Here is a 25766-nt window from a genome sequence, read left to right on the forward strand (position 1 = left end):
CTCGAACCGGTGGGCCGGGACCACGTTCGGTTGAACCGGCGGGGCTGCGAGCACGTTCGGTCGAAGTGGCGGCCGGGACGGTGTTCGGTCGAACCGGTGGGCCGGGACCACGTTCGGTTGAACCGGCGGGGCTGCGAGCACGTTCGGTCGAAGTGGCGGCCGGGACGGTGTTCGGTCGAACCGGCGGGCCGGGACCACGTTCGGCTGAACCGGTGGGCCGGGACCAGGTTCGGTCGAAGTGGCGGTCGGGGCGGTGTTCGGTCGGAGTGGTGGGCCGGCGTCCGCCGGTGGTCAGTCGAAGCGTGCGGCCAGCAGCACGATGTCCTCCTCGCTGTCCGCGGCGCCCTGCCCGTCCGGCAGCATGGCCCGCAGTACGTGGTCCGCGAGGGCACCGGGATCGCGGCGCAGCGCGCGCGGCGCCCCCGCACCCGCCGCGTGCAGCCGGGCGAAGGCGCGGTCCATGGCCTCGCCGGTGCGCCGCAGCAGCCCGTCGGTGTAGAGCAGAACCGTCTCTCCGGCCTCGGCCTGGATCTCCGCGCTCGGCGCCTCCCAGCAGGCGAGCATCCCCAGCGGCGCGGACACGGAGGTCTCCGCGAACTCGGTGCGCCGCTCGCCGATCAGCAGCGGCGGGCTGTGGCCGGCGCCTGCCAGGGTGACCTTGCGAAGCGCCGGTTCGCAGTAGGCGAACAGGGCGGTGGCGGACCGGGCGGGCTCGGCCAGGCGCAACAGCAGTTCGAGGTCGGACAGGACGGCGACCGGGTCCTCGCCCTCCATCACGGCGTACGCCCGCAGGGACGCGCGCAACCGGCCCATCGCGGCGACCGCGCTCGGACCGCAACCGGTGACCGAGCCGACCGCGAGGCCGAGCGCGGCGTCCGGCAGCGGCAGCGCGTCGTACCAGTCGCCGCCGCCGCGCGGGCCGCTGCTGTGCCGGGCGGCGAGCTGGACGCCGGCCACCCGGGGCAGCCGGGAGGGGAGCAACTCCTCGGCGACGGTGGCCATGTACGCGCGCGTGCGTTCCAGTTCCAGCAGCCGGGCAAGGTGTTCGGTGGCGTAGCGGACGTACAGGCCGGCGAGGTGGCGCTGCCGCTCGTGCGGCTCGGCGGGTTCGTCGTAGAACCAGACGGCCGCGCCCAGACGGCCGGCGGCCGCGGTGGACAGGGGCAGGGCGTAGCTGGCGGCGTAGCCGAGGCGTGCGGCCACCTCGCGGTGGCGGGGGTCGAGACCGTCCTCGGCGAACAGGTCGGGGTGGACGATCTCACCGGCGCCGCCGGGCAGTCCGGCCGCCGTGTCGAGGAGCCCGCCGTAGGGCAGGGCGCCGCGCGGCACGGTCTCCATGTGGCCGAGATCGGACCGAGCGAGGCCCAGGCCGACCGTCCTGCCGAGGCCGCGGCCGTCGTCCGGTTCCAGTACGACGAGACCGCGCCGGGCGCCCACGAGGGCGGCTCCGGCGCGCAGCAGTTCCTGGAGTGCGGGGTCGAGCGAGGCCGTGCGGGCGAGGCGTTCGGTGAGTTCGTGAAGCGTCGTGAGGTCGGAGACCCAGCCGGCCAGCCGGTCCTGGAGGAGGGCGCCGGGCGGCGGGGCGTGGGGGACGGAGGTCTTCGTCACGGGCGGTGTGCCCGGGGCGGTGGTGACTGGCGCGACAGTGTGTGCGGGCGTGGGCAGTGTTGAATCGATTCCGGCCACTTTCGGAGGGTGCGGGGCGTTCATGGCGTCCGGCCTTCAGACCGGTGCGTATTGCTCCATAGCATCGCAAACCCCCATGTCATTCTGCGCCGCTGGCAATGTCTCCACATGTACACGCACTCGTAAGGGGATGTCCAGCATTGTCCTGCTGGGATTCCTGGTGTCCATGGGTCTGTTGCGGGTTTTCGCCGGACCCCTTGCGTTACGGCAAAGTTGGCTCAAAACTGCCTCGGGTATCGGTTCATTGCGGTCGACTGGCCTTGCTCCACGGAGCGTCACAGCGGTCGTGATGGGTACGTACTCGGAGAAGGCCAGGGGTGGTTGGGGGTCACCCGGAACCTGGCGACGGACCCGGGCGTCTTAACCACCGACGACCGTGCCCCATCCTCCCGTGGCGGAGGCGAAGAGAAATACGCGTGACGGCAAAGCGTCAGACTTCGCCACCCTCACGCCGCGGCCGTGTTGTTGACAGACGCAGTAGGGACGCGGAAACGGCCAACGCTCGACCCCTTGGGATCCCCTTGTCCGGAACAGGGGTGTGATGCGCCAACACGTACGCACAGTGAAGTGATCGACACATGGTGTGATGTGGCCCACGGTGTTGCCAGCGGTGCAACGGAAAGGAACGAGCGCTCATGCGCGAGATCCTCGGAAGGCGACGCAGGCTCCTGTCCAGGCGGAACGGCGGGGGGCCTGATCTGCTCAGCGCGGCCCTGACCTTCGCGACGGAATGGCAGTGGCCGGTGCTCCCGGGCGTGGCACCGGACCCGCAGGGCCGGGCCCGCTGCGCGTGCCCCGACCCGGGGTGCACGGTGCCCGGTGCGCACCCCTTCGACCCAGGACTCCTTACGGCCACCACCGACGCGCGCATGGTGCGCTGGTGGTGGACCAACCGGCCGGGCGCGCCCATCGTCCTCGCCACCGGAGGCAAGGCGCCCTGCGCGGTCAGCCTGCCGGCCCTGGCGGCGGCCCGCGCCCTCGACGCCCTCGACCGCTGCGGCATGCGGCTCGGCCCGGTGATCGCCGCGCCCACCCGATGGGCACTGCTCGTGCAGCCCTACTCCATGGAGCAACTGGGCGAACTGCTCTACGCCAAGGACTTCGTCCCCGGCTCGCTCCGCTTCCACGGCGACGGCGGCTACCTCGCCCTGCCCCCGTCCGAGACCGGCCAGGGCGCCATCCGCTGGGAGCGCGCCCCGCTGCCCGGCTCGGCCGCGCCCTGGGTACCCGACGTGGAGGCCGTGGTGGATGCCGTGGTCGACGCGCTCACTCGTACGGGTGTGAGCGCGCCCGAGTTGTAGGGGTGTCGGGCGCGCGCGGCACTCGGCGCTCGCGCCCGCTCGTTATCGTCCGCCCATGAACGTTCGTCTGCTCGCCCTGGCGGGCATCGCGGCATGCGCGCTGGCGCTGCCGCTGGCCGTGGCCTCCGCGGGCCCCGTCGGTGACACAGGCGGAGCGGCCGTACGCCGTTCCCCGCAGGAGGCCGCCCACGCTTCGCCGTACGAGTCCTCGTACGGCCGTGCACCGGGCGACGCGCGTGACGACGAGAAGAACTCACCCGCCACGCCCGGCCCGGCTCCGGCGTTGCTCGGTCTGGGCCTGGCCACGGCCGCCCGCTGCGGCCCGGAACTCTCCTCCCCCGACGGCATCGAGGCGCAGACCTGTGTCCTGACCCAGGGTGCGGACACCTGGGCCCGTACCTACTACCGCAACGCCACCGGAGCCGCGCTGGACTCCGTGCTGAGCCTGATGGGGCCCGGCGACCGCACCGTGCGGATGCACTGCTCGGTGGGTGCCGACGACGTGCCCGACACCTGCGAGACACCGCGGGAGCGCACCCGGGGCGCGCTGGACGGATACACCGCGGTCACCGAGTTCTCGGAGCGCAGGGGCCAGGGGCCGCTGCTGCTCAGGTCGGGCAGCAACTCCGGCCCCTCTGAGGGCAGTTGACGAACGGCTGCGCTGCGACCGCGCGGCAGGACATGGAAAGGCCCGGTTGCTGGCGACGGGGGATGCACCAGCAACCGGGCTACTGGAACGGTAACAAGAGATCGGCGGTTCGCAAATTCGGTCTTGCCTATTCGGACACCGATTTCCCTGTCCCGACGGGGAGTTGTGACAGGAGTCACCCGACGTGGCGAACCGGCGTGCGGCCGGCCGCACACCGGGGTGGCACCCGGCCTCAGCTGAGGGTGACCTGCCGGTTGGTCAGGCCCCCGCGCGCGCGACGCTCGTCGGCGGTGAGCGGTGCGTCGGTGGCCAGCGCGGCGGCGAGCCGCTCGGTGAACTCGGCGGCCGGCTTCTCCACGTCCTCGGCCGAGACGGTGCTCGGCAGGTCCCAGACCGGCACGGTGAGCCCGTGAGCGCGGAAGGAACCGACCAGGCGGGTGCCCTCGCCGAGGCTTGAACGGCCCGCCGCGTGCAGCCGGGCGAGGGCGTCCAGAAGACGCTCCTCCGGGTGCGGCATGACCCAGCGCAGGTGGTTCTTCTCCGGGGTCTGGCACCAGTACGCCGCGTCCACGCCGGACAACCTCACCGTGGGCACGGCCGCGGCGTTGGCCCGCTCCAGGGAGGCGGCCACGTCCGCAGCGGTGTTCTCCGGGTCCGGGACCCAGAACTCGAAGCCGCTGTGCACAACTGGCTCGAACGCGCCCTCGGGGTCGAGGAGATCCTGCAGCCGCGGCCCCTCGGCCGGAGCGCGGCGGCCCTGGACGGGCGTGCCCGGCTCGGCGGAGAGGGCCTGCTGGAGGGTGTCGGCGAGGTCGCGGCTGATGTCGCCGGACGCCGTGTCGTTCTGCAGGCCGAGCAGCACCGAGCCGTCGTCGCGGCGCAGGGCCGGCCAGGCCATCGGCAGCACCGTGGCCAGCGTGACCGACGGGACGCCTTCGGGCAGGCCGTCCTTCAGGGGCAGTTCGACGGTGGCCGCGGGCACCAGTTCGCGCATCGCCACCCAGTCGCACTCGCCGGGCAGGCCCTCGAAGGGACGGTGCACCAGCTCGGTCGCGGCGTGCGCGGCGGCCCGGCCGTGGCACGCCTTGTAGCGGCGGCCGCTGCCGCAGGGGCAGGGCTCGCGGGCGCCGACAACCGGAACATGACCGTCAGCGCCTGCGGCGCCGACTCCGCCCGGGGTCTGCGGGCGCTTGGCCTTCGTCTGGGGTCGCTTTTTGGCCATGGTGGGTGTCTCCCGGTTACGGCTCATCTCGTACGGGCGGAGCCTAGCCGTTCGCGCCGCGACCGACCGGGACCTGTGGACAACGCGGCGACCCGGCCGGCGCAACGGCTCCCGCCGGCAACCTGCGAACGAACGACGACCCCGAAAACCGGCAACGCACAGCCCGGCAATCCCATGGCTGGGGAATCCCGGGAGGTCCGTCTCGGGAACCTCGGGAGGACCTTGGGGGCCCGCGGCCGGGGAACCCCGGTGGGACCTCGGGGACCCACGGCTGGGAACTCCGGGAGGGGCCTCGGGGACCCCGGTGGGACCTCGGGGGCCTACGGTCCGGTCCCTGCCGCCCGGGGACCCACGCCCAGGAATCCTGCGACCCGGGAAGCCCGACGGTTCGCGAACCCACGAGCTGGGGACCCCATGGCCCGGGAACCCGTGGCCTGGGGACCCGCGGTCTGGGGCCGCCGCCCGAGAATCCACGCCGCGGACCCCTGTGACCTGGGAAGCGCCGCCCGGAGCGCCAACGGTTTGCGAACCCACGGCCTGGGGGACCTGCGGCCCGGGCGCCCACGGAGTGGGGCCGTCGCCTGAGCACCCATGCCCCGGACACCTGCGACCCGGCACCCCACCGTCCGCGAAGGCGAACGGTTCGCGAACGCACGACCTGGGGATCCACGGCCCGAAGACCTGCGGCCTGCGCGCCCACGGCTTGGGAAACTCGCGGCTCGCGAACCCGCTGCCTTCACATGCCCGGCCGGGGAAACCGACGGTTCGCGCGCCCGCGGTTTGCGAATCGACCGCAGGTGAACGAATCGACCCCAGGTGAACGAAGCGACCGCGGGTGAACGAACCGGCGGGCCCGGAGTTCAGTCCACGTCTTCGAAGGCGTCCGCCAGGCCGAATTCGGGGAGTGCGGAGACGGCCGGTGCCGCGACCCGCGCGGCGAAGCCGTCCCGGCGGTGCCCCGCGTCCGGATCGTGTACGTCCGCGTGGACGACGACCCACACGGTGACCTCGCCCCGGGTGTCGTCCCGTACGCCCCAGTCGGCGGCCAGTGCCGTGATGATGTTGAGCCCACGACCGCCGTGCGCGGTGACCGACGGGGTGGCCGGAGCCGGGCGGGTCGGACCGCCGCCGTCCGTGACCTCGACGATGAGCCGGCCGCGCGGGTCCACGCGCCACGCGGCCCGGACGTCCCCGTCCCCGGCCAACGCGTCACCCAGTGGTCGCCCGTGTTTGCAGGCATTGCTCAAAAGTTCGGAAAGGATCAGTACGGCATCGTCGATGACCGATTCTGATACGCCACCGCTGTGCAGTTGCTCGCGCATCCGGTGTCTTGCTTTCCCCACGCCCGCAGGGCCATGGGGAACGGCCATGCTCGACGACGTGGGCACTTCCTGTGCCACCACCAACGCCACCCCCGAGACCTCCTTCGCCCCACGCCACGGTGTGGATGCCCCACCGGCCTGTGCCGGAAACCGGCCAATCCGCGGCCGGCGACGCATTCGCAACGATCGAATACGGATGGAACGCGCCGGAGCACTCCCCGTGACGGAGACGTCAGGGTGTGGCTTGATTTCGATGCTGTGGCCGAGCAGGGAGGATCCTTCAGGCGGGCGGACGGGGTCAAGGGGCGTGAACCGGTTCTTACCAGACTCTTCTCGTCACAGACGCTCGCCCGGTGCCGGAGGGTGTCACCGGCCGAGCCGGCGCAGCACCGCGCGGGGCCGGTTGGTGATGATGGCGTCGACGCCCAACTCGACGCAGAGGTCCACGTCCTCGGGCTCGTTCACGGTCCACACGTGCACCTGGTGACCGGCCCGCTTCAGCCGCTCGATGTACGCCGGGTGGTTGCGCACGATGCGGATCGAGGGGCCCGCGATCCGGACGCCGGCGGGCAGCCGCCCGTCGCGCAGCCGGGGCGAGACGAACTGCATCAGGTAGACCGTCGGCAGCGTCGGCGAGGCTGCCCGCACCCGGTGCAGCGAGCGCGCCGAGAAGCTCATGACCCGCACCTGCGCCTGCTCGGCGGCAGCCGGGGCGTCGAGCCCGAACCGCTTCAGGAGCAGCAGCAGCCGTTCCTCCACCTGTCCGGCCCAGCGCGTGGGGTGCTTGGTCTCGACGGCCAGCTCCACCCGTCGTCCGGCATCCGTGACCAGTTCGAGCAGCCGTTCCAGGGTGAGCACGGAGGTGTCCGCGCGATCCTCAGGGCGGACCTCCCAGTCGGGCTCCTCGTCCCGTCCGCGCCAGATCTCGCGGGTCCTGCGGGAGCCGAAGTCCAGGGCGGACAGGTCGGCCAGCTCCAGGGCCGACACCGCCCCGCGCCCGTTGGACGTACGGTTGACGCGCCGGTCGTGGACGCAGACGAGGTGGCCGTCCGCGGTCATCCGGACGTCGCACTCAAGGGCGTCCGCACCGTCCTCGATCGCCTTCTTGTAGGCGGCGAGAGTGTGCTCGGGGGCGTCCTCGGAGGCCCCTCGGTGGGCGACGACCTGGATGTGGTGCTGTGGTGCGTGGGTCACCGCGTCATGGTCCCATCGTGTGGGGGTACGCGCGGAGGCATGGGCGCGTACGTGAAGCGAACGGCGGCGCCGACTTCGCTCCAGAATGGAAATTTTGTCAGAAAAGACCTATATAAAGGGTGGCTTCGGACCCACAGCCACCGCTTATGGTGCTCTGACGGCCCATGGGAAAAGCTGACGTCAGACAAGAGCACATGCACAGCTGTATCGCGCCGGACCGTGAACAATCATGAATGCGCGTGACCGAGTGCGACCGAGTACAACAGCCGTGGATCGAGGAGAAGAGCTGTGAGCACCGAGAACGAGGGCACCACGGTACCCCCGGCCCCGTCCGCACCCCCCGTGCCGGTGGCATCTCCCGCTGCTTTCCCGCAGGCAGCCCCGCCCGCGGGGAACGCGCCGACGGCTCCGATCCCGTCGGTGCCCCAGGGCGCCCCCGGTGTGCCGGAGCATGGCGGGGCACCGGCCGCGTACGCCTCGGCGGGTCCGTCCGACGGCGCGTCGGCCCCCGGGCCCGCCCCGGACGGCTCCTGGCCGCCCCCGCCCCCCGCCACGCCCTCCTACGGGGACGGCGGCGCGGGCGCGGGCTCCGGCTGGGGCTCGTCGTGGCAGCAGCCGGCGCCCAAGCCGCGTAACGGACGCGGTGGACTCGTCGCCGCGGTCCTCGCGGCCGCGCTGGTCGCGGGCGGACTCGGCGGCGGGCTGGGCTACACCCTGGCCAAGAACAACGACGACAGCGGCTCCACCACCGTCTCGGCCACCGACAGCGGCAGCGCCTCGCAGGTCAAGCGCTCCCCGGGCACGATCGCGGGCGTCGCGGCCAAGGCGCTGCCCAGCACGGTCACCATCGAGGCGGAGGGCACCAGCGGCCAGGGCGGCACCGGCACCGGGTTCGTCTTCGACACCCAGGGCCACATCGTCACCAACAACCACGTGGTGGCGGACGCCGTCAGCGGCGGCAAACTGACCGCCACGTTCCCGAGCGGGAAGAAGTACGACGCCGAGGTCGTTGGCCACGCCCAGGGCTACGACGTCGCCGTCATCAAGCTGAAGAACGCCCCCTCCGACCTCAAGCCGCTCGCTCTCGGCGACTCCGACAAGGTGGCCGTCGGCGACGAGACGATCGCGATCGGCGCCCCCTTCGGGCTGTCCAACACGGTGACGACCGGCATCATCAGCGCCAAGAACCGGCCGGTCGCCTCCAGCGACGGCAGCGCCAGCAGCAAGGCGTCGTACATGAGCGCCCTGCAGACCGACGCGTCCATCAACCCGGGCAACTCCGGCGGCCCGCTGCTGGACGCCGGTGGCGCGGTCATCGGCATCAACTCCGCGATCCAGTCCAGCAGCAGCGGCGGACTCGGCGGCTCCGGCCAGTCCGGCTCGATCGGCCTCGGCTTCGCCATCCCGATCAACCAGGCCAAGTACGTCGCCCAGCAGCTGATCAAGACCGGCCAGCCGGTCTACGCGAAGATCGGCGCGTCCGTCTCCCTGGAGGACACCACGGACGGCGCGAAGATCACCGACCAGCCCACCGCCGGCTCCGCGGCGGTGGAGTCGGGCGGTCCCGCTGCCAAGGCGGGGCTCAAGCCGGGCGACGTCATCACCAAGCTGGACGACACGGTGATCGACAGCGGCCCGACCCTGATCGGCGAGATCTGGACCCACAAGCCCGGCGACAAGGTCACCATCACCTACGAGCGGGGCGGTCAGGAGCACACGGTCCAACTGGCCCTCGGCTCCCGCGAGGGCGACAGCTGACCTCCACGCGCGCGTGCCGACCGGTTAGTCTTGTCCCCGCGCTGCCCACCGCGCAGCGCGGGGAGGCGTGCCCGAGCGGCCGAAGGGAACGGTCTTGAAAACCGTCGTGGCAGCGATGTCACCGTGGGTTCAAATCCCACCGCCTCCGCGTTGAGAACAGCGCAAACGGCCCCTGACCGGGTGACTCGGTCGGGGGCCGTTCTTGTGCTCGATGTCCTGCGGCTGTTCGTGATTCCCCGTTGTTCACCGGCCCGTGGGGCGCGAAGGGGCATGGCGATGGCTACGGGCAGAGGTCCCGGCGGTCGGCTTCCTCCTCGGGGACAGCCACTACGGCTTCCTCCTCGGGGACTGCCACTACGGCCCCGTCGTCGCGAGCGGTGGCCCCTGCGTGCTGGTGCAGGCTGACCCCCGGCGGAGGCTTTGTCGCCGTGCCTGTTCGCCGGGTTCCTGTTTCTGTGGGGCCCGGCGAACGGGCCGGTTCGTGGTCAGCGCGTTCCGTCAGGAGCGGGGACCGGGTTGCCTCGCCGGCGCTCCCGTACGACTCGGACGCAGTACGCGATCAGGGCGATCAGGCCGGCCGCGAACGACGCCTGCGCCCACAACCCTCCGGTGCCGTAAGGAATCTCGCTCACCGGCGCGATCGTCGGGGTGGCCCCGAGCACCGCGGCGCCCAGCAGCAGGGCCACCAGCGCGAGGGCGTAGCGCGAGCGGGCGACCGCGAGCGCCAGGGGAATGGCGAAGACCAGGGGGGTGAAGAAGAACAGCAGGTGGAACGGGTCGGCGCGGGCGTCGACGAACTTGTCGGGGCCGGCCAGGGTCTGGAACACGGTGATCGACCCGGCCACCATCGGTACGCCCATGGCGAGAGCGGACAGGGCCATGGTGCGCCGCGCCCGCGGGCCGACCGGCGGAAGGTCGGGGGGCACGGCGAGTACGAAGAGCGCGGCCAGGGCCAGGCCGATGAGGGCGTTGCGGTTCTGGGCGAGTCCGTCGGCCCCGCCGGTCCAGTGGACCAGCGGCAGGGACCCGAGGGCGCCCAGGAGGGCGAGGCCGGCGCTGATCCGGGCGGCTGTCCAGCGGCCGGCGAGTGCGCAGGCCAGCACGGCGATCCAGGGGGCGTAGGCGGCGGGGGTGTAACCGGGTTCGCCGTCCCAGGGCAGTGGGGGCAGTTGCCACACGACGAGCAGGGACGCGGACAGGGCGGCGCTGACGGCGATCACCGCGGGTGCCGCGGCCGCCAGGAGCCGGCCCCCCGGCCGGGCCGAGTCGAGGCGGGTGCGCAGTCGCAGGGCGTGGCCGACGACGGCGGCCCGCTCCAGTGTTCCCGCCCACCGTCCGCGCTCGGCCTTGACCTGGGCGATGGCGGTGCTGACCTCATCGGCGAACTCGTGGCGGCGGGCGGTCGGATACAGGCGCGTCGTCCAGTCCTGTGGCGCTGCGCTCATGATGTGGCTCCGCCCGGCTGGGGGAAGGTCATGCCGAGACGGCGTGCGGCTTCGTCGGCTGTGCAACGCAGGCGTGCGGCCTCCGTGGCGAGACGCTGCGTGCCCTTCTCGGTGAGCGCGTAGGTGCGGCGCATGCGGCTGTCCACGACCTCTTCCTTCTCGATGCGGACGAGTTCCTCCTTCAGGAGGCGGTCCAGGGCGCCGTAGAGGGTGCCGGCCCGTGGTCGGACCCGGCCTTGGGAGATCTTCTCGACCTCCTGCATCAGGCCGTACCCATGGCGGGGCGCATCGGCGAGTGCGGTCAGGATCAGGAGCGTCGGCTCCCTCAGTGGTTGGTCGGTCACGCGAGCAGCATATACCGGCTGACGGTATATCCCGCATGCTTGAGTCCTCGATGGGCCCGCGATGTGCGGCAGGCGCCCCGAACCCGGTGACGCGGCTGGGCACACGTACGGTGGAAGAGCCCCGCAAACCGGCGCCGGACAGCCCGCGTCCGCCGTCGTGTCTGCAGCAAGGCTTTCGGGTACCAGCGCACCGAGTTCTTCTGGCTCCGACAGTCGTTCGACGGTGAGCCCGGTTGTGGGTTGAAGCAGGGGCGTGGCCTGCGAGAAGAGGCCGTCTCGGGCGAGGGCGAACCTTCGACTGCCGGTTCGAGGGTGGTGCCCAAACTCGTCCGTACCGTGGAGCCGACTCACGTGCGTACAGACAGCCGTCGCGCCGGTTCGGCGAGAGCGCCCTTTGCCGCTCGTGCAGCTGTGGGGCCGGCCGTTCAGGGCCGGTGTTCCGTCATTCGTGCCGCCGACGCGATCGTCGCCCGCGCCTCGCGCTCCGAGAGCCCGGTACAGAGGGCCGCCTCGACCAGCGGGGCGACGAGGGCGGGCCCGATGCCGTTCTCGTAGGCGCGGCAGGCGGCCCAGAACAGGCGGGTGTTGCGCTGGCCCTCGTGGGCCGCGAGGACGAACTGGACCAGCCCCCTGCCGTGGTCGCCGGACCCCGGGGGCGCCGGATGGGGTGCGCGGGGCGGCGGCAGGAGCAGGCGCAGCAGGGCGGGCGGGCAGGGCGCGGGGGCCAGCTGTGCGGTGCCGGGCGCGGGGGCGTAGACACCGTGGTCGGTGCGGGAGCCGGGGCCGACGAGATAGCCGCCGGCGCCCCGGATGTCGATCCCGGGGGCGAGCCGGCCGGCGGAGTTGGGGACGACGACGTCCGGCGGGCCGGTCAGCCAGACATGACGGCCGCCGCTCGGCGTGATCACGACGACGGTCTCCGGGATCGTGAACAGATGGCGCAGGGCGATTTCACGCAGGGCGGCCGAGGAGTCCGTGCCGGACTTGGTGTCGAGGTCGACGCCTATGAGGTGGTGCGGGGGCAGTCCGCAGGCGATGCCGTAACCGGTGGCCCAGGGGGCGGCGGCGAACAGTTCGCGGATGCGGGCCGGATCGGTCGAGGCGTCGTACACGCCGTGGCCGAGGCGGCCGCACTCGCCGTGGCAGGGGGCGGGGCCGGGGTGGTCGCGGTGCGGGGAGCGCAGGGCCGGGAGTTTCGTCCGGGACAGGGGGATGACGGCCAGTCCGCGTTCGGCGGCTGACAGGGCGTGCGCGAGGGCCAGCGTCGTGGCCTGCCGGTCGGTGGTGGCCATGGATCCATGTTCGTACACGCGTTCGAAAAAGGGAAGAGGGTGCCGCGGCGACACGCCGGTCCGGGCGGGTTGGCCAGAAATATGCCGAAACGGTTCATCGCTTGTGTCGCTTGGGTCCGAGAAGTCCGTACTGGATGCGATGGCGCCATGAGATCACCAAAGATGGCGAAAGGGGTTTATCGACTTGTCCTCACGCTTGAGTGCGAATTGGGGCCTGTGGGGCGGTTCGCCAGGGATGAGGTGGGCAACTCTGGATTCGCGACGTCGTGCTCAACCGCCCGGGAGGTCGGCCAACTTCCTTGGCAGCAGCTGTACTTCATGAATTCCCGCGCTCCCGGCCGGTCGGCCGATGGGCATCGTCCTGGAGGAACAACATGGCAAGCATCCGTACCGCCCGCGTTCTCGCCGCCGTCTCCGCGCTCCCGCTCGCAGCCGTCCTTCTCACCGGCGTCGCGAGTGCGGACAACGGTGCCATCGCGGACGACGGATCGAACGCCGGCGTGGCGAGCGTCGTCGGCAGTGGGGTCGGCCGCAACAACACCGGCAATTCGTCCACCACGCAGCAGAGCGCGGTCGGCTACGGCGCCTCGAACCAGAGCAACACCGCTCAGGTCAGGGGCTCCGCGTTCACCACCATCCAGCAGGGGAACAAGAACATCAACATCCACTTCACCCGCCTGTGGTGAGCCGCGACTGACTTCCCGTGGGGGGTGTGCTTTCGGGGTCGCAACACGTCTGCGCGGCGGTACTTCGGTGCCGCCGCGCAGGCGTTCTCCGCTGTCCTGTGGCGACCTTGACACCGGACGCTATCTGACGGACAGTCAGAAACTGTCGTCCGTACGGGCTCGGACCCGGCCCGTACGGGTCCCGTACCGGGCCGGGAGGTTCCCCCGCCGTGCACCTCGCCCCCACCGAACGCCAGCAGCGGCTGCGCACCGAACTCCGTGCCTACTTCCGGGCCCTGCTGCCGACGGCGCCCGTCGGCCCGCGCGAACGGCGCGCGCTGCTGCGCCGCATCGGCGCCGACGGCTGGCTCGGGCTCGGCTGGCCCGTCGAGTACGGCGGCCAGGGCCGCGGCGCCGACGAACAGTTCGTGTTCTTCGACGAGGCGTACCGGGCCGGCGCCCCCGTCTCGATGGTCACCCTGAACACCGTCGGGCCCACGCTCATGAAGCACGGCAGCGAGGAGCACAAGGCCCGCTTTCTGCCCCGGATCCTCAGCGGGGAGCTGACCTTCGCGATCGGCTACAGCGAGCCGTCCGCCGGCACCGACCTGGCGTCACTGCGCACGCGGGCCGTGCGGGAGGGCGAGGGATGGCGGATCGACGGGCAGAAGATGTTCACGTCGGGCGCCCAGCACGCGGACTGGATCTGGCTGGCCTGCCGCACCGATCCCGAGGCGCCCCGGCACCGCGGCATCTCGATCCTCCTCGTCCCCACCGACGCGCGGGGTTTCTCGTGGACGCCGATCGAGACGGTGGGCGGGCAGACCACGACCGCCACCTACTACGACGGGGTGCGCGTCCCGGCCGGCCACCTCGTCGGGGCCGAGAACGGGGGCTGGTCGCTCATCACCGACCAGCTCAACCACGAGCGGGTCGCCCTCGCCGCGATCGGCATGCAGGCCGAGGACTTCTACGCCGCCGCGCTCACCGCCGTCCGTACCCCCGATCCAGTGACCGGAAGGCGTCGGATTGACGAGCCGTGGGTGCGTGCGCAGCTTGCCGAGGCGCATGCCCGGCTGGCCGCGACACGCCTGCTGAACTGGCGTTTGGTGGGCGATGTGGGGGCGGGTCGGCTCGCGCCGGGAGACGCAGGCGGCGTGAAAGTGGCGGGAACCGAATCGGCGGTCGCGGTCTATCGAATATGCCAGCACGCGATCGGGACGGACGGGCTGGCGGGGACGGTGCGAGCGGGGTCGCCGGGTGCCTTCGCGGACGGCGAGCTCGAAAGGCTGAACAGGGCGGCGCAGATCAACACGTTCGGGGGCGGGGTGAGCGAGGTGCAGCGGGAGATCGTCGCGACGATGCGGCTCGGGATGACGAGGGGGCCGCGGTGACGGGCGCGGAGGGGGAGGCGCTGCGGGAAGAGACGGAGGCCGCGGCGACGGCGATCGTGGCGGGTGCGGGTGCGGGTGCGGGTGCGGGTGCGGGTGCGGGTGCCGGTGCTGGTGTGGGTGCGGGTGCGGGTGCCGGGGGGAAAGCTGTGGCAGGCGCGGGGGCCGTAGTGGGCGTGGGGGCTGGGACGGTGACGGGTGCGGGCGCCCCGGATGAGCTGTGGGGCCGGCTCAGGGCGTACGAGGGGCGGGCCGCCGCCGTCGCCCGCGCGGGCAAGGACCCGGTCAACGCGCCGATGATCCGGCACTGGTGCGAGGCGATGGGCGACACCAATGCGGCGTACGAGGGCCCGGACGCCATGGCTCCCCCCACGATGCTCCAGGTGTGGACGATGGGCGGCCTGTCCGGACACGAGGGGCGCACGGACGCGTACGACGAACTGCTCACCCTGCTCGACGAGGCGGGCTGCACCTCGGTGGTCGCCACCGACTGCGAACAGGAGTATCTGCGGCCCCTGCGCCCGGGGGACGAGGTCACCTTCGACGCGGTGATCGAGTCGGTGTCGCCGCGCAAGACGACCAGGCTCGGCACGGGGTACTTCATCACGACCCGCACGGACGTCCGCAGGGGCGCGGACCTGGTGGGCACGCACCGCTTCCGCATCCTCAAGTACGCCCCCGCCGCCCGCCGCAAACCGAGGCCGGGGCGTCCACGCCCGGTGGTCAACCGGGACAACGCCGGCTTCTGGGCGGGCGTGGCCCGGCACCGGCTGCTCATCCAGCGCTGCACCGGCTGCGGCACCCTGCGTCACCCCTGGCTGCCGGGCTGCAACGCGTGCGGCAGCCTGGACTGGGACACGGTCGAGGCGAGCGGCGAGGGCACCGTCCACTCGTACGTCGTGATGCACCATCCGCCCTTCCCCGCGTTCGACCCTCCCTACGCGGTCGGCCTGATCGAACTGGCCGAGGGCGTGCGGATCGTGAGCAACGTCGTGGGAGCGCCGTACGACACGGTGCGGATCGGCCTGCCGGTGCGTCTGGAGTTCCGCCGGTACCAGGGGGCGGACGAGGAACCGCTGGTCCTGCCGGTCTTCCGGGTCACCGGGGACGGAGCCTGAGATGGACTTCACGCCCACGGAGGACCAGACCGCGGCCCGCGACCTGGCCGCGCGGATCTTCGCCGACCTGGCCACGCACGAACGGCTCACGGCCGCCGGCACCGGCAGCGACCCGGAACTGTGGAAGGCCCTCACCGGTGCCGGGCTGGTGGGCGCGGTGGAGGACCTCGGCTTGCTCGGCCTGGTCCTGCTCCTGGAGGAACAGGGCCGCACCACGGCCCAGGTGCCCTACGCGGCCACCTGCGTCTTCGGGCTCCTGGCGATCACCGCGCACGGCACCCCGGACCAGCGGGACCGGCTGCTGCCCGGACTCCGGGACGGCTCACTGGTGGTCACCGGGGCGTTTCCGGCACAGGGCGGCGTCCGGGCCTGGCCGCCGGGCGGGCCCGAGGCCGCGACGGGCCCGGCCCCGGCTGAGCTGACCGGCACGGTGCCCGCCGTCCCGTGGCTGCGGGACGCCACCCACGTCCTCGTCGCCGACGACCGGCGACGGCTGTGGCTGACGCCCCTCGCCTCAGGCGCGACGATCACACCGATCGACCTGACCGCCCCCTGGTCGGCCGGCCGCCTCACCCTGGACCACGCCCCCGCGGAGCGCCTGGGCACCGGCACGTCACCCCGGGACACCGGTGCCTATGACGATGTCCTCGCCACCGCCCGCACCGCCTTCGCCGGTCTTCAGGCCGGCGTCTGCGCGGGGTCGCTCGCCCGGGCCGTGGCGCATTCGAACGCCCGGGAGCAGTTCGGCCGGCCGCTCGCCACCCGGCAGGCCGTCCAACTGAGGGCCGCCGACGCCCATATGGACACCGAGGCGATACGGGTGACGGCGTACGAGGCGGCCTGGCGGCGCGACGCCGGACTGCCGTACGCCGGCCATGCGCTGACCGCCGCCTGGTGGGCGTCCGAGGCGGGGCAGCGCGTCGTCCACACGGGCCAGCATCTGCACGGCGGCACGGGGGCCGACCTCGACCACCCGGTGCACCGGCACTTCCTGTGGGGACGGCAGCTGGACGCCTATCTGGGATGCGGGAGCGAAGTGCTCCAGGAACTGGGGGAGTTGATCGCGAGTGGGGAGTGAGTCATGGCGGTGACGGCGGACGGGACGGCGCTGACGGCCGGCGTGGAACTGCCGCCGCTGGAGATCCCGATCACCCGCACACTGATCGTGTCCGGTGCGATCGCGTCACGGGACTACCAGGACGTGCACCACGACGCGGAGCTGGCCCGGCAGAAGGGCTCGCCGGACATCTTCATGAACATCCTGACGACGAACGGCCTGGTCGGCAGATACATCACGGACCACTTCGGCCCGGGGGCCGTGCTGCGCAGGGTCGCCATCCGGCTCGGGGCGCCCAACCACCCCGGGGACACCATGGTGTTGACGGGCAAGGTCGAGCAGATGGACGGCGACACCGCGACGGTACGCGTGGTCGGGGCCAACGCCGTCGGCCGGCATGTGACCGGGACGGTCACGGTCACCGTGCCGACGGGGGGCGCGTGATGAGCGTGCGCGGCCGCGACGGGCTCGGCGGGCGGGCCGCCGTCGTAGGCATCGGGGCCACCGAGTTCTCCAAGGACTCGGGCCGCAGCGAGCTGCGGCTGGCGGTGGAGGCGGTCCGGGCGGCGCTGGAGGACGCGGGGCTGACCCCTCTCGACGTGGACGGGCTGGTGACGTTCACGATGGACACCAGCCCGGAGATCACCCTGGCCCAGGCCTGCGGGATGGGCGAGCTGTCCTTCTTCTCCCGGGTCCACTACGGCGGCGGGGCGGCCTGCGCCACCGTCCAGCAGGCGGCGCTCGCGGTGGCGACGGGCGTGGCCGAGGTGGTGGTCTGCTACCGCGCGTTCAACGAGCGGTCGGGACGCAGATTCGGCTCGGGCGTACAGCACCGGGAGCCGTCGGCGGAGGGCGTGGCGCTGGGCTGGGCGCTGCCGTTCGGGCTGCTCACCCCGGCCTCCTGGGTGGCGATGGCGGCCCAGCGCTATCTGCACGCTTACGGTCTGACCCCCGAGGCGTTCGGGCATGTGGCCGTGGTGGACCGCAGATACGCGGCGACCAACCCGGCGGCGTACTTCCACGGCCGCCCGATCACGCTCGCCGACCACGCCGCCTCGCGCTGGATCGTGGAGCCGCTCAGACTGCTGGACTGCTGCCAGGAGACGGACGGCGGGCAGGCGCTCGTGGTCACCTCCGTGCAGCGGGCGCGCGATCTGCCGCAGAGGCCTGCGGTGATCGCGGCGGCCGCCCAGGGCGCCGGCCGCGCCCAGCAGCAGATGACCGGGTTCTACCGCGACGACCTGACCGGGCTGCCGGAGACGGGCGTGGTGGCACGGCGGCTGTGGCGCACCTCCGGGCTGGCCCCGGCCGACATCGACGTGGGGATCCTGTACGACCACTTCACTCCGTTCGTGCTGATGCAGCTGGAGGAGTTCGGGTTCTGCGCGAGAGGGGAGGCGGCGGCCTTCGTGGCCGAGGAACGGCTGCCGCTCAATACGCACGGGGGACAGCTCGGCGAGGCCTACCTCCACGGGATGAACGGCATCGCGGAAGGGGTACGCCAGCTGCGCGGCACGGCCGCCAACCAGATACCGGGGGCCGGCCGAGTCCTGGTGACGGCCGGTACCGGAGTACCTACATCGGGCCTGGTACTGGCGGCGGACGGCTGAGCCCCCGCAGGGGTCATCCCGGAGTACGGGTCGTTCCCCGCTCCACCTTCAGGAGGTGTAGCCAACCCCACCCCTACAACCTGAGGGGGACTCTCCTTCGGGACCTGCGGCCGATCCGCCTCACCCGGCCCGCTCATAGCGTGGGAGCCATGACCACACCCGTCTGCACCAGTGCTTCGGACGCCGCCACGGCGGCGAGGCAGACCCTCCCCCACTCCCGGCTGCGCTCGAACGGGGGGACTCCCCTGTATCCATCGTTCTCGTCGTACGTGAGGGACCGGCAGCCGGTCCTGCTGCGCACCGCCCGTTCGCTGACCGCGAACCCCAGCGACGCGGAGGACCTGCTGCAGACCGCGCTCACCAAGACCTATGTGGCGTGGGAGCGGATCGAGGACCACCGGGCGCTCGACGGCTATGTGCGCCGGGCGCTGCTGAACACCCGGACCTCGCAGTGGCGCAAGCGCAAGGTCGACGAGTTCGTGTGCGACGAGCTGCCCGAGCCTGATCCCGTGCCCGGCGACGACGACCCGGCCGAGCGCCAGGCGCTGCACGACGCGATGTGGCGGGCGATCACCAAACTGCCGGCCCGGCAGCGGGCGATGGTCGTCCTGCGGTACTACGAGGACCTGAGCGAGGCCCAGACGGCCGAGGTGCTCGGGGTGTCGGTGGGCACCGTGAAGTCCGCGGTGTCCCGGGCGCTCGGCAAGCTGCGTGAGGATCCCGAGCTGGGGCTCGTCCGGTAGGGGTTCGTCCAGCGCGGACCGGGACGGCCCGCGCGGTGATCGATCACTCGTCCCCAGTGACATACCGCACGGTATGCGCGCAGAATCGGGCCAGCCCTTACTGCCGCGTAGGCGATGCCGCCCTGGGAGGACGCCGTGCTGAGCACCATGCAGGACGTACCGCTGACCGTCACCCGCATCCTGCTGCACGGAGTACAGGTGCACGGACGGTCCCAGATCACCACCTGGACCGGGCGGGCCGAGCCGCAGCGGCGCAGCTTCGCCGAGGCGGGCGCCCGCGCGGCGCGGCTGGCGAACGCCCTCCGCGACGACCTCGGGGTGCGCGGCGACGACCGGGTCGCGACGCTGATGTGGAACAACGCCGAGCACGTCGAGGCGTACTTCGCGATCCCCGCCATGGGGGCCGTGCTGCACACGCTCAACCTGCGGCTGCCCGCCGAGCAGCTGACCTGGATCGTCAACCACGCGGCCGACCGGGTGGTCATCGTCAACGGTTCGCTGATCCCGCTGCTCGCCCCGCTGCTGCCCGGCCTCACCACGGTCGAGCACATCGTCGTCTCCGGCCCCGGCGACCGCTCCCCGCTGGCCGCCTCCCGGGCGCGGGTGCACGAGTACGAGGAACTGCTCGCGGGCAAGCCGGCCACCTACGACTGGCCGGAACTTGACGAACGTCAGGCCGCCGCCATGTGCTACACCTCCGGCACCACCGGCGACCCCAAGGGCGTGGTCTACAGCCACCGTTCCATCTACCTGCACTCCATGCAGGTGAACATGGCCCAGTCCATGGGCCTGACCGACCAGGACACCTCGCTCATCGTGGTCCCGCAGTTCCATGTGAACGCCTGGGGCCTGCCGCATGCCACCTTTATGACGGGGGTGAACATGCTGATGCCGGACCGCTTCCTGCAGCCCGCGCCGCTCGCCGAGATGATCGAGGCCGAGCGCCCGACCCACGCGGCCGCCGTGCCGACCATCTGGCAGGGCGTGCTCGCCGAGCTGACCGCCAAGCCCCGGGACGTCTCCCGCCTCACCCAGGTCACCATCGGCGGCTCGGCCTGTCCGCCCGCGCTGATGGCGGCCTTCGACCGGCTCGGCATGCGGGTGTGCCATGCATGGGGCATGACGGAGACCTCGCCGCTCGGCACGGTGGCCCGGCCGCCGGCCCACGCGGTCGGCACCGACGAGGAGTTCGCGTACCGGCTCACCCAGGGCCGCTTCCCGGCCGGTGTCTCCGCCCGGCTCACCGGGCCGGGCGGCGAACGGCTGCCCTGGGACGGCGAGTCGGCGGGCGAACTGGAGGTGCGCGGGCCGTGGATCGCGGGCGCGTACTACGACGGCCCCGACGCCGAACCCCTGCGCCCCGCCGACAAGTTCAGCGAGGACGGCTGGCTGAAGACGGGGGACGTCGGCACCATCAGCCCGGATGGCTTCCTCACCCTCACCGACCGGGCCAAGGACGTCATCAAGTCCGGCGGCGAGTGGATCTCCTCGGTCGATCTGGAGAACGCCCTGATGTCCCACCCGGATGTCGCCGAGGCCGCCGTGGTGGCCGTACCGGACGACAAGTGGGGCGAGCGCCCGCTGGCCACGGTGGTCCTCAAGGAGGGCGCCACCGCCGACTTCGAGACCCTGCGCGCCTTCCTCGCCGAGGACGGCAGGATCGCCAAGTGGCAGCTCCCGGAGCGCTGGACGGTGATCGAGGCGGTGCCCAAGACGAGCGTGGGCAAGTTCGATAAAAAAGTGCTGCGCAGGCGGTACACGGACGGTCAGTTGGACGTCACCCGCCTGTGACCGCGGCGGTTCCCACCAGCGACCCGAACCGCGCGAGCGGACACGACGCCGCCGCAGACGAATGACAGCGCGTCAGCTCCGGCCTGCCGCGCGGAGCGCCTGGGGCGTGTTTCGAAAGTAGCGTCGTCCGCCCGGAGGACAGACGGGACATTCGAAACACGCCCTAGTTGTGCCCTAGTTGGTGCCGATGCGGGCCAGCAGGTCGACGATGCGGGCCTGCACCTCGGTGCTGGTGGAGCGTTCCGCGAGGAACAGCACCGTCTCGCCGGAGGCCAGCCGGGGCAGGTCGGCCTGGTCGACGGCGGCGGTGTAGACGACGAGCGGGGTGCGGTTGAGCTGCCCGTTCGCGCGCAGCCAGTCGATGATCCCGCTCTGCCGGCGGTGCACCTGGAGCAGGTCCATCACGACCAGGTTCGGCCGCAGCTGCCCGGCCAGCGTCACCGCGTCGGCGTCGCTCGCGGCCCGCGCGACCTGCATCCCGCGCCGCTCCAGCGTCGAGGTCAGCGCCAGCGCGATCTCCGCGTGCTCCTCGATGAGCAGTACGCGCGGCGGATGCTGCTCGCTGTCCCGCGGCGCGAGCGCCTTCAGCAGGACGGCGGGGTCGGCCCCGTACGCCGCCTCGCGCGTCGCCTGCCCGAGCCCGGCCGTGACGAGGACCGGCACCTCCGCGGCCACGGCGGCCTGCCGCAGCGCCTGCAACGCGGTACGGGTGATGGGCCCGGTCAGCGGATCCACGAACAGCGCGGCCGGGAAGGCGGCGATCTGCGCGTCGACCTCCTCGCGCGAGTGCACGATCACCGGACGGTAGCCGCGGTCGCTCAGCGCCTGCTGGGTCGTGACGTCCGGGGCGGGCCACACCAGCAGCCGACGGGGGTTGTCCAGCGGCTCGGGCGGCAGTTCGTCGTCCATCGGCTGCGGGCGCGGCGGGTCGGCGACCTCGACCGCGCCGCCGGGACCGTCGAGCGGTTCGGGTCCCTCGGCGGCGTTCTCGTCCGGGGCGCCGATGGCGTAGGAGCGTCCGGCGCCCTCGGTGCCCGGGGCGAGCCGCGACTGGCCGGCGAGCGACGGCTGCGCGGGCGGCTGCTCGGTCGGCGGGTGCGGACGGGCGCCCTGCTCGGTGCGCTGTTCCGGGCGCGCGGCCGGATCCGGCGGCGTGCCCAGCTTGCGGCGCCGGCCGGTGGCGTTCGGACCGTGCGGGGGAGGCGTGGCCGTCGGCTGCTGCGCCTGGGCCGCCTGTCTGGTGAACGGCACACCCTGCCCCAGCGTGCGCACGCTGATCGCCCGGCCCTGCGTCGAGTTCGGGTCCACGGGGGCGCCGGCCGCCTCGGCGGGCAGCGGCTGGGCCGCACGCGGTTCGGCACCTGACCGCTCCGGGGGGAGCGGGGTGCCGGGCGCCGGAGTGTCGGCACCGGGCGCGGGCTGGGCCGGGGTCGCCTCGGCGGCGGGCAGCGCGGCCGGAGCGACGGGCGCGGTCTCCGCGGGCAACGGCTGGGCGGCGGGCAACAGACCCGGCTGCACAGGCTGTCCCGGCGGCGTCGGCTGTCCCGGCTGTCCCGGCTGTCCCGGTAGGGATTGTCCCGCCGGGGACTGCTGCCCCGGCGCCGCAGGCGGCGACACGGGCTGCGCTAGTGCGGCCTGCCCCGGCGCCGGAATCGGCTGCCCCGGGGCGAACTGCACACCCTGACCGACGCTGCCCTGCGCGGACACGGCCGCGCTCGGCAGGGCCTGCGGACCGGGTACGGCCTGCGCCGCGATGCCCGGTTGTGCCGTGCCCTCTGCCTGGGCGGGCACGCCCTGGGCCGGCCCGCCCTGGACCGGCCCGCCCTGGACCGGCCCGCCCTGCGCGGGCGTGCCTTGCGCGGGCGTGCCCGGCGCCGCCGGACGCTCCCCCGGCTGGGCCACGGCCCGCCGCCGACGACCCGTCGGCGCGCTGGTCGGGTGCGGCTGGGGCGGGGTGTGGTCCTCGGCCTGGTTGTGCGGTACGGCGTCGTGCCGGCCGTTGTCCCCCGGCACACCGACGCCGGACCCCTGAGCCTGCCCGGCGACGGGCGCCTGCCTCGAAACCGGAACCGGCGCCTGTCCTTGAGCCGGGACCGGCATCTGTCCCTGGGCTGGCACCGGCATCTGTCCTGGTGCGGGGACCGATACCTGCTTCGGCGTGGGGACCGGCATCTGCCCTTGAGCCGGAACCGGCGTCTGTCCCGGTGCGGGGACCGGTGCCTGTCCCGGCGTGGGGACCGGCATCTGTCCTTGAGCCGGGACCGGCGTCTGTCCCGGTGCGGGGACCGATACCTGCCCTGGCGTGGGGACCGGCATCTGCCCTTGAGCCGGAACCGGTGCCTGGCCCTGGGCCGGAACCGGTAGCTGTCCCGGAACCTGCATCGACCCCTGTGCGGGGACCGGCATCTGTGCGGGGACCGGCATCGCCCCCTGGGCCGGAACGGTGCCCTGCGCCCCGACCACGGCCGGTACCTGAGCGGGTGCCTGCCCCGGCGCCTGAGGCGGCACGTTCCCCGATGCCGACACGGGCGCCTGCCCGGTCCCGCCTCCGTTGCCCCCCTTTTCGCCGTTGCCGCCGTTCCCGGCACCGGGCTCGGGCGAGCGGTCCGCCTCGGCGGGCGGCAGGGCGAACACCGTACGGGCCCCCGCCTCCTGCGCCGCGGCGCGCTCCGCCGCAGCGGCCAGCGCACGACGCCGACGCCCGGTCGGCTGCCCACCCTCGGCCGCCCCGGATCCGGCAACTCCGGACCCAGTCGTCCCGGGACCGGCGGCCTCGGAACCGGCGGGCACGGGGCCGGCCGGAGCCGCGCCGAGCGGAAGAGGCCCGGCCTGTGGCGCGTTCGGGGCACCCGCGCTCGGGAGGGCCGGCGGCAGCGCGGCCTGCGGCTGTTCGCCGCCGCCGCGCCGGCCGGCGGGCCCGGGCACGCCCTGCGGCGGCACGGTCCCACCGAGGCCGCTACCCGAGGCGGCGGTGCCCGCCGCATGCTCGGCCGCCGTCATGACGGCGCCCTCGGTCACGCCCTGGTCCCCGTCCCCGGCGCCCTCGGCGGGCCGCCCGCGGCGCCGGCCGGTGCCGCCGGAAACCTCCGCGCCCTCCGCAGGCACCGGCACCGGCACCGGCACCGGCATCGGCACTGGCACCGGCGCCGACGCATCGGCCGCGCGCCTCCTGCGCCGCCCGGTCGGCGCGGGCGCCTCCGTGCCGCCGCCGGACTCGCCGGAGACCTCGCTCTCCAGGAAGGCGTCCACGGAGGACCGCCGGGCCCGCCGCCGCCCGCCACCGGAGGTCTGCTCGGCCGGGGCGGGCAGGTCGGCGGCGACCACGGGCAGGGCCGGGGGCGGGACGGCACCCGCACCCCCGCCGATGGGCACTTCGAGCACGTACGCGCTGCCGCTCATGCCCGGCACCTCGTGCGTCTGCAGCACGCCGCCGTGGGCCCGTACGATCCCGCGCACGATCGGCTGGTGCACCGGGTCTCCCCCGGCGTACGGACCGCGGACCTCGATCCGTACCACCTCGCCGCGCTGCGCGGCGGCCACCACCACGGTGTTGTCCTGGTAACCCCCGGCGGACACGGGCCTGTTACCGGTGGCATCGACCCCGGCGACGTCCGCCACGAGGTGCGCGAGCGCGGTCGCCAGCCGCTGTGGGTCGACCTCGGCCTCGATGGGCGGGGCGTGCACGGCGAACTGCACCCGGCCCGGCCCGACCAGCTCGACGGCACCGTCGACGCCCGCGGCGACGACCGAGTCGAGCATCACCTTCGTACGGGTGATGTCGTCCGTGCCCGCGTCCAGCCGCTGGTAGCCGAGGACGTTGTCGATCAGCTGGGTGATGCGGGAGTAGCCCGCGGACAGGTGGTGGAGCACCTGGTTGGCCTCCGGCCACAGCTGGCCGGCGTTGTCGGCGGCGAGGGCCGCAAGATCGCGGCGCAGCTCGTCGAGGGGGCCGCGCAGGGAACCGGAGAGCAGGGTGAGCAGTTGCTCGTGCCGGCCGGACAGCGCCTCGTAGCGGTCCTTCTCCCGCTCGCCGAGCGCGGCGTACCGCTCCTCGTTGGACGCCAGCTCCTCGGCGTGCCGCTCGCGCAGCTCCTCCAACTCGGCCACGTGCTGCTGCCGCAGCGCGGTGAGATCGGAGGCATGCTCCTCGGAGAGCCGCTCGATCTCCTGCGCGTGCTGCTCGTCCGCGGCGGCCTTCTCGTCGGCCAGGGCGTCGTACGACCGCCGGTCGGTGAAGGTCATCACGGCGCCGACCAGTTGGTCGCCGTCGCGTACGGGCGCGGTCGTCAGATCGACCGGTACCTGCTTGTCGCCCTTGGACCACAGCACCTGCCCGCGCACCCGGTGCTTGCGCCCGGAGCGCAGGGTGTCGGCGAGCGGCGACTCCGCGTACGGGAAGGGCGAGCCGTCGGCGCGGGAGTGCAGTACGAGGGTGTGCAGCTCCCTGCCGCCGAGTTCGCCGGCGCGGTAGCCGAGGATCTGGGCGGCGGCCGGGTTGACGAGGACGATCCGCCCGTCGGTGTCGGTGCCCACGACGCCTTCCGACGCGGCCCGCAGGATCATCTCGGTCTGCCGCTGCGAGCGCGCCAGCTCGGCCTCGGTGTCGACGGTGCCGGACAGGTCGCGTACGACGAGCATCAGCAGTTCGTCGCCGGTGTAGCCGTAACCGTCGTACGCCTGCTGCCCGTTCTCCAGGTTCGCGCTGGTGACCTCGACGGGGAACTCGCTGCCGTCCGTCCGCCGGGCCGTCATCCGGGTGGGCTTGGTCCGCCCGCGCGGGTCGATGTGATCGGCCCGCCGCATGGAGCCCGGGATCAGACGGGAGTCGAACTGGGGCAGCAGATCGAGCAGTCCGCGCCCCACCAGGGCGGTGCCCGGGGTCTCGAAGGTCTCCAGCGCGATGGTGTTGGCGTTGACGACGGTCCCATTGGCGTTGACCAGCACCAACGCGTCGGGCAGCGCGTCCAGTATGGCTGCGAGGCGAGCAGCGCCTCGGGATGGCCTGCTGCTCACGAGACGCTTCCTCCCTGTTACCGCACTTTGCCGATCGCTCGTGCCATCTTGCCAACCGGCTCGCAGCGTGTCACGCGAGGGAGTCTAAGGGCAGCGGTTGCGCTGGGGACGCCGGATGAGAGGGAGGTCGCACAACGAAGTGACGGGGAACGTGTGACCGCATGC

Annotated in this window: 19 protein-coding genes and 1 tRNA gene; 12 read left to right on the forward strand and 8 right to left on the reverse strand. The window is 72.9% G+C overall.

The annotated features are described in order from the left end of the window. Positions 1-291 precede the first annotated feature (291 nt). A complete protein-coding gene (locus ABT245_RS28140) occupies positions 292-1710 on the reverse strand; it encodes a PP2C family protein-serine/threonine phosphatase (RefSeq protein ID WP_351738447.1) in 1419 nt (472 codons plus the stop codon). A gap of 611 nt (positions 1711-2321) precedes the next feature. On the opposite strand from ABT245_RS28140, the gene ABT245_RS28145 reads away from it, so the two are divergent. Both ABT245_RS28145 and ABT245_RS28150 read left to right on the forward strand, forming a co-directional pair. Beyond that, positions 2322-2987, forward strand: coding sequence for a bifunctional DNA primase/polymerase (locus ABT245_RS28145; protein ID WP_351738450.1), 666 nt, complete (start codon positions 2322-2324; stop codon positions 2985-2987). 55 nt (positions 2988-3042) lie between these two features. After that, complete coding sequence (locus ABT245_RS28150; protein ID WP_351738453.1) at positions 3043-3636, forward strand: hypothetical protein; 594 nt, start codon at positions 3043-3045, stop codon at positions 3634-3636. A gap of 232 nt (positions 3637-3868) precedes the next feature. Here the strand turns inward: ABT245_RS28150 and ABT245_RS28155 are convergent, their stop codons facing one another. From ABT245_RS28155 to ABT245_RS28165, 3 genes are all read right to left on the reverse strand, one after another. Further along, positions 3869-4858, reverse strand: a complete 990-nt coding sequence (locus tag ABT245_RS28155) for a DUF5926 family protein (RefSeq protein ID WP_351738456.1) — start codon at positions 4856-4858, stop codon at positions 3869-3871. 860 nt (positions 4859-5718) lie between these two features. Next, positions 5719-6357: an ATP-binding protein gene (locus ABT245_RS28160; RefSeq protein ID WP_351738458.1), complete on the reverse strand. Its 639-nt coding sequence runs from the start codon at positions 6355-6357 to the stop codon at positions 5719-5721. Between the two features lie 189 nt (positions 6358-6546). After that, positions 6547-7374: a glycerophosphodiester phosphodiesterase gene (locus ABT245_RS28165; RefSeq protein ID WP_351738460.1), complete on the reverse strand. Its 828-nt coding sequence runs from the start codon at positions 7372-7374 to the stop codon at positions 6547-6549. Between the two features lie 288 nt (positions 7375-7662). Between ABT245_RS28165 and ABT245_RS28170 the strand changes: the two genes are divergently transcribed. Beyond that, on the forward strand, positions 7663-9132 hold the full coding sequence (locus tag ABT245_RS28170; RefSeq protein ID WP_351738463.1) for a S1C family serine protease: 1470 nt from the start codon (positions 7663-7665) through the stop codon (positions 9130-9132). Between the two features lie 61 nt (positions 9133-9193). After that, positions 9194-9280 (forward strand) — tRNA-Ser (locus tag ABT245_RS28175). A gap of 337 nt (positions 9281-9617) precedes the next feature. Here the strand turns inward: ABT245_RS28175 and ABT245_RS28180 are convergent. The 3 genes from ABT245_RS28180 to ABT245_RS28190 all read right to left on the reverse strand — a co-directional run bounded on the left by ABT245_RS28180 (position 9618) and on the right by ABT245_RS28190 (position 12213). After that, complete coding sequence (locus tag ABT245_RS28180) at positions 9618-10577, reverse strand: hypothetical protein (protein ID WP_351738465.1); 960 nt, start codon at positions 10575-10577, stop codon at positions 9618-9620. Next, positions 10574-10921: a PadR family transcriptional regulator gene (locus ABT245_RS28185; RefSeq protein WP_351738468.1), complete on the reverse strand. Its 348-nt coding sequence runs from the start codon at positions 10919-10921 to the stop codon at positions 10574-10576. The genes ABT245_RS28180 and ABT245_RS28185 overlap by 4 nt, the downstream gene beginning before the upstream one ends. Before the next feature lie 425 nt (positions 10922-11346). Continuing rightward, positions 11347-12213, reverse strand: a complete 867-nt coding sequence (locus ABT245_RS28190) for a bifunctional DNA primase/polymerase (RefSeq protein WP_351738470.1) — start codon at positions 12211-12213, stop codon at positions 11347-11349. 374 nt (positions 12214-12587) lie between these two features. On the opposite strand from ABT245_RS28190, the gene ABT245_RS28195 reads away from it, so the two are divergent. The 8 genes from ABT245_RS28195 (at position 12588) to ABT245_RS28230 (ending at position 20588) form a co-directional block, all read left to right on the forward strand. Beyond that, on the forward strand, positions 12588-12899 hold the full coding sequence (locus ABT245_RS28195; protein WP_351738473.1) for a hypothetical protein: 312 nt from the start codon (positions 12588-12590) through the stop codon (positions 12897-12899). A 209-nt stretch (positions 12900-13108) separates the two neighbouring features. Next, positions 13109-14272 (forward strand): acyl-CoA dehydrogenase family protein, encoded by a 1164-nt coding sequence (locus ABT245_RS28200; protein ID WP_351738475.1) that lies wholly within the window; start codon positions 13109-13111, stop codon positions 14270-14272. A 173-nt stretch (positions 14273-14445) separates the two neighbouring features. After that, a complete protein-coding gene (locus tag ABT245_RS28205) occupies positions 14446-15387 on the forward strand; it encodes a bifunctional MaoC family dehydratase N-terminal/OB-fold nucleic acid binding domain-containing protein (RefSeq protein ID WP_351738478.1) in 942 nt (313 codons plus the stop codon). Between the two features lies 1 nt (position 15388). Continuing rightward, positions 15389-16465 carry an acyl-CoA dehydrogenase family protein gene (locus tag ABT245_RS28210; protein WP_351738481.1) on the forward strand — a complete coding sequence of 359 codons (1077 nt, stop codon included), beginning with the start codon at positions 15389-15391 and terminating at the stop codon, positions 16463-16465. A gap of 30 nt (positions 16466-16495) precedes the next feature. Further along, on the forward strand, positions 16496-16888 hold the full coding sequence (locus ABT245_RS28215; RefSeq protein ID WP_502982212.1) for a MaoC/PaaZ C-terminal domain-containing protein: 393 nt from the start codon (positions 16496-16498) through the stop codon (positions 16886-16888). After that, positions 16888-18054, forward strand: coding sequence for a lipid-transfer protein (locus tag ABT245_RS28220; protein WP_351738486.1), 1167 nt, complete (start codon positions 16888-16890; stop codon positions 18052-18054). Before ABT245_RS28215 ends, ABT245_RS28220 begins: the two co-directional genes overlap by 1 nt. 149 nt (positions 18055-18203) lie before the next feature. Next, a complete protein-coding gene (locus ABT245_RS28225; RefSeq protein ID WP_351738489.1) occupies positions 18204-18797 on the forward strand; it encodes a SigE family RNA polymerase sigma factor in 594 nt (197 codons plus the stop codon). A 135-nt stretch (positions 18798-18932) separates the two neighbouring features. Next, positions 18933-20588: a long-chain fatty acid--CoA ligase gene (locus ABT245_RS28230; protein ID WP_351738492.1), complete on the forward strand. Its 1656-nt coding sequence runs from the start codon at positions 18933-18935 to the stop codon at positions 20586-20588. A gap of 174 nt (positions 20589-20762) precedes the next feature. Here the strand turns inward: ABT245_RS28230 and ABT245_RS28235 are convergent, their stop codons facing one another. Next, the gene (locus ABT245_RS28235) at positions 20763-25601 is read right to left on the reverse strand and encodes a PAS domain-containing protein (RefSeq protein ID WP_351738495.1); all 4839 of its coding nucleotides are present in this window, start codon (positions 25599-25601) and stop codon (positions 20763-20765) included. Positions 25602-25766 lie beyond the last annotated feature (165 nt).

Source organism: Streptomyces sp. NPDC001508 (assembly GCF_040298665.1).
Taxonomy (GTDB): Bacteria; Actinomycetota; Actinomycetes; order Streptomycetales; family Streptomycetaceae; genus Streptomyces.

What these genes read in the sequence shown, in the direction of transcription:
- ABT245_RS28140 (WP_351738447.1), bottom strand. Translation starts at nt 1,710, where the DNA reads ATGAACGCCCCGCACCCTCCGAAAGTGGCCGGAATCGATTCAACACTG.
- ABT245_RS28145 (WP_351738450.1), top strand. Translation starts at nt 2,322, where the DNA reads ATGCGCGAGATCCTCGGAAGGCGACGCAGGCTCCTGTCCAGGCGGAAC.
- ABT245_RS28150 (WP_351738453.1), top strand. Translation starts at nt 3,043, where the DNA reads ATGAACGTTCGTCTGCTCGCCCTGGCGGGCATCGCGGCATGCGCGCTG.
- ABT245_RS28155 (WP_351738456.1), bottom strand. Translation starts at nt 4,858, where the DNA reads ATGGCCAAAAAGCGACCCCAGACGAAGGCCAAGCGCCCGCAGACCCCG.
- ABT245_RS28160 (WP_351738458.1), bottom strand. Translation starts at nt 6,357, where the DNA reads ATGCGTCGCCGGCCGCGGATTGGCCGGTTTCCGGCACAGGCCGGTGGG.
- ABT245_RS28180 (WP_351738465.1), bottom strand. Translation starts at nt 10,577, where the DNA reads ATGAGCGCAGCGCCACAGGACTGGACGACGCGCCTGTATCCGACCGCC.
- ABT245_RS28190 (WP_351738470.1), bottom strand. Translation starts at nt 12,213, where the DNA reads ATGGCCACCACCGACCGGCAGGCCACGACGCTGGCCCTCGCGCACGCC.
- ABT245_RS28195 (WP_351738473.1), top strand. Translation starts at nt 12,588, where the DNA reads ATGGCAAGCATCCGTACCGCCCGCGTTCTCGCCGCCGTCTCCGCGCTC.
- ABT245_RS28210 (WP_351738481.1), top strand. Translation starts at nt 15,389, where the DNA reads ATGGACTTCACGCCCACGGAGGACCAGACCGCGGCCCGCGACCTGGCC.
- ABT245_RS28220 (WP_351738486.1), top strand. Translation starts at nt 16,888, where the DNA reads ATGAGCGTGCGCGGCCGCGACGGGCTCGGCGGGCGGGCCGCCGTCGTA.
- ABT245_RS28225 (WP_351738489.1), top strand. Translation starts at nt 18,204, where the DNA reads ATGACCACACCCGTCTGCACCAGTGCTTCGGACGCCGCCACGGCGGCG.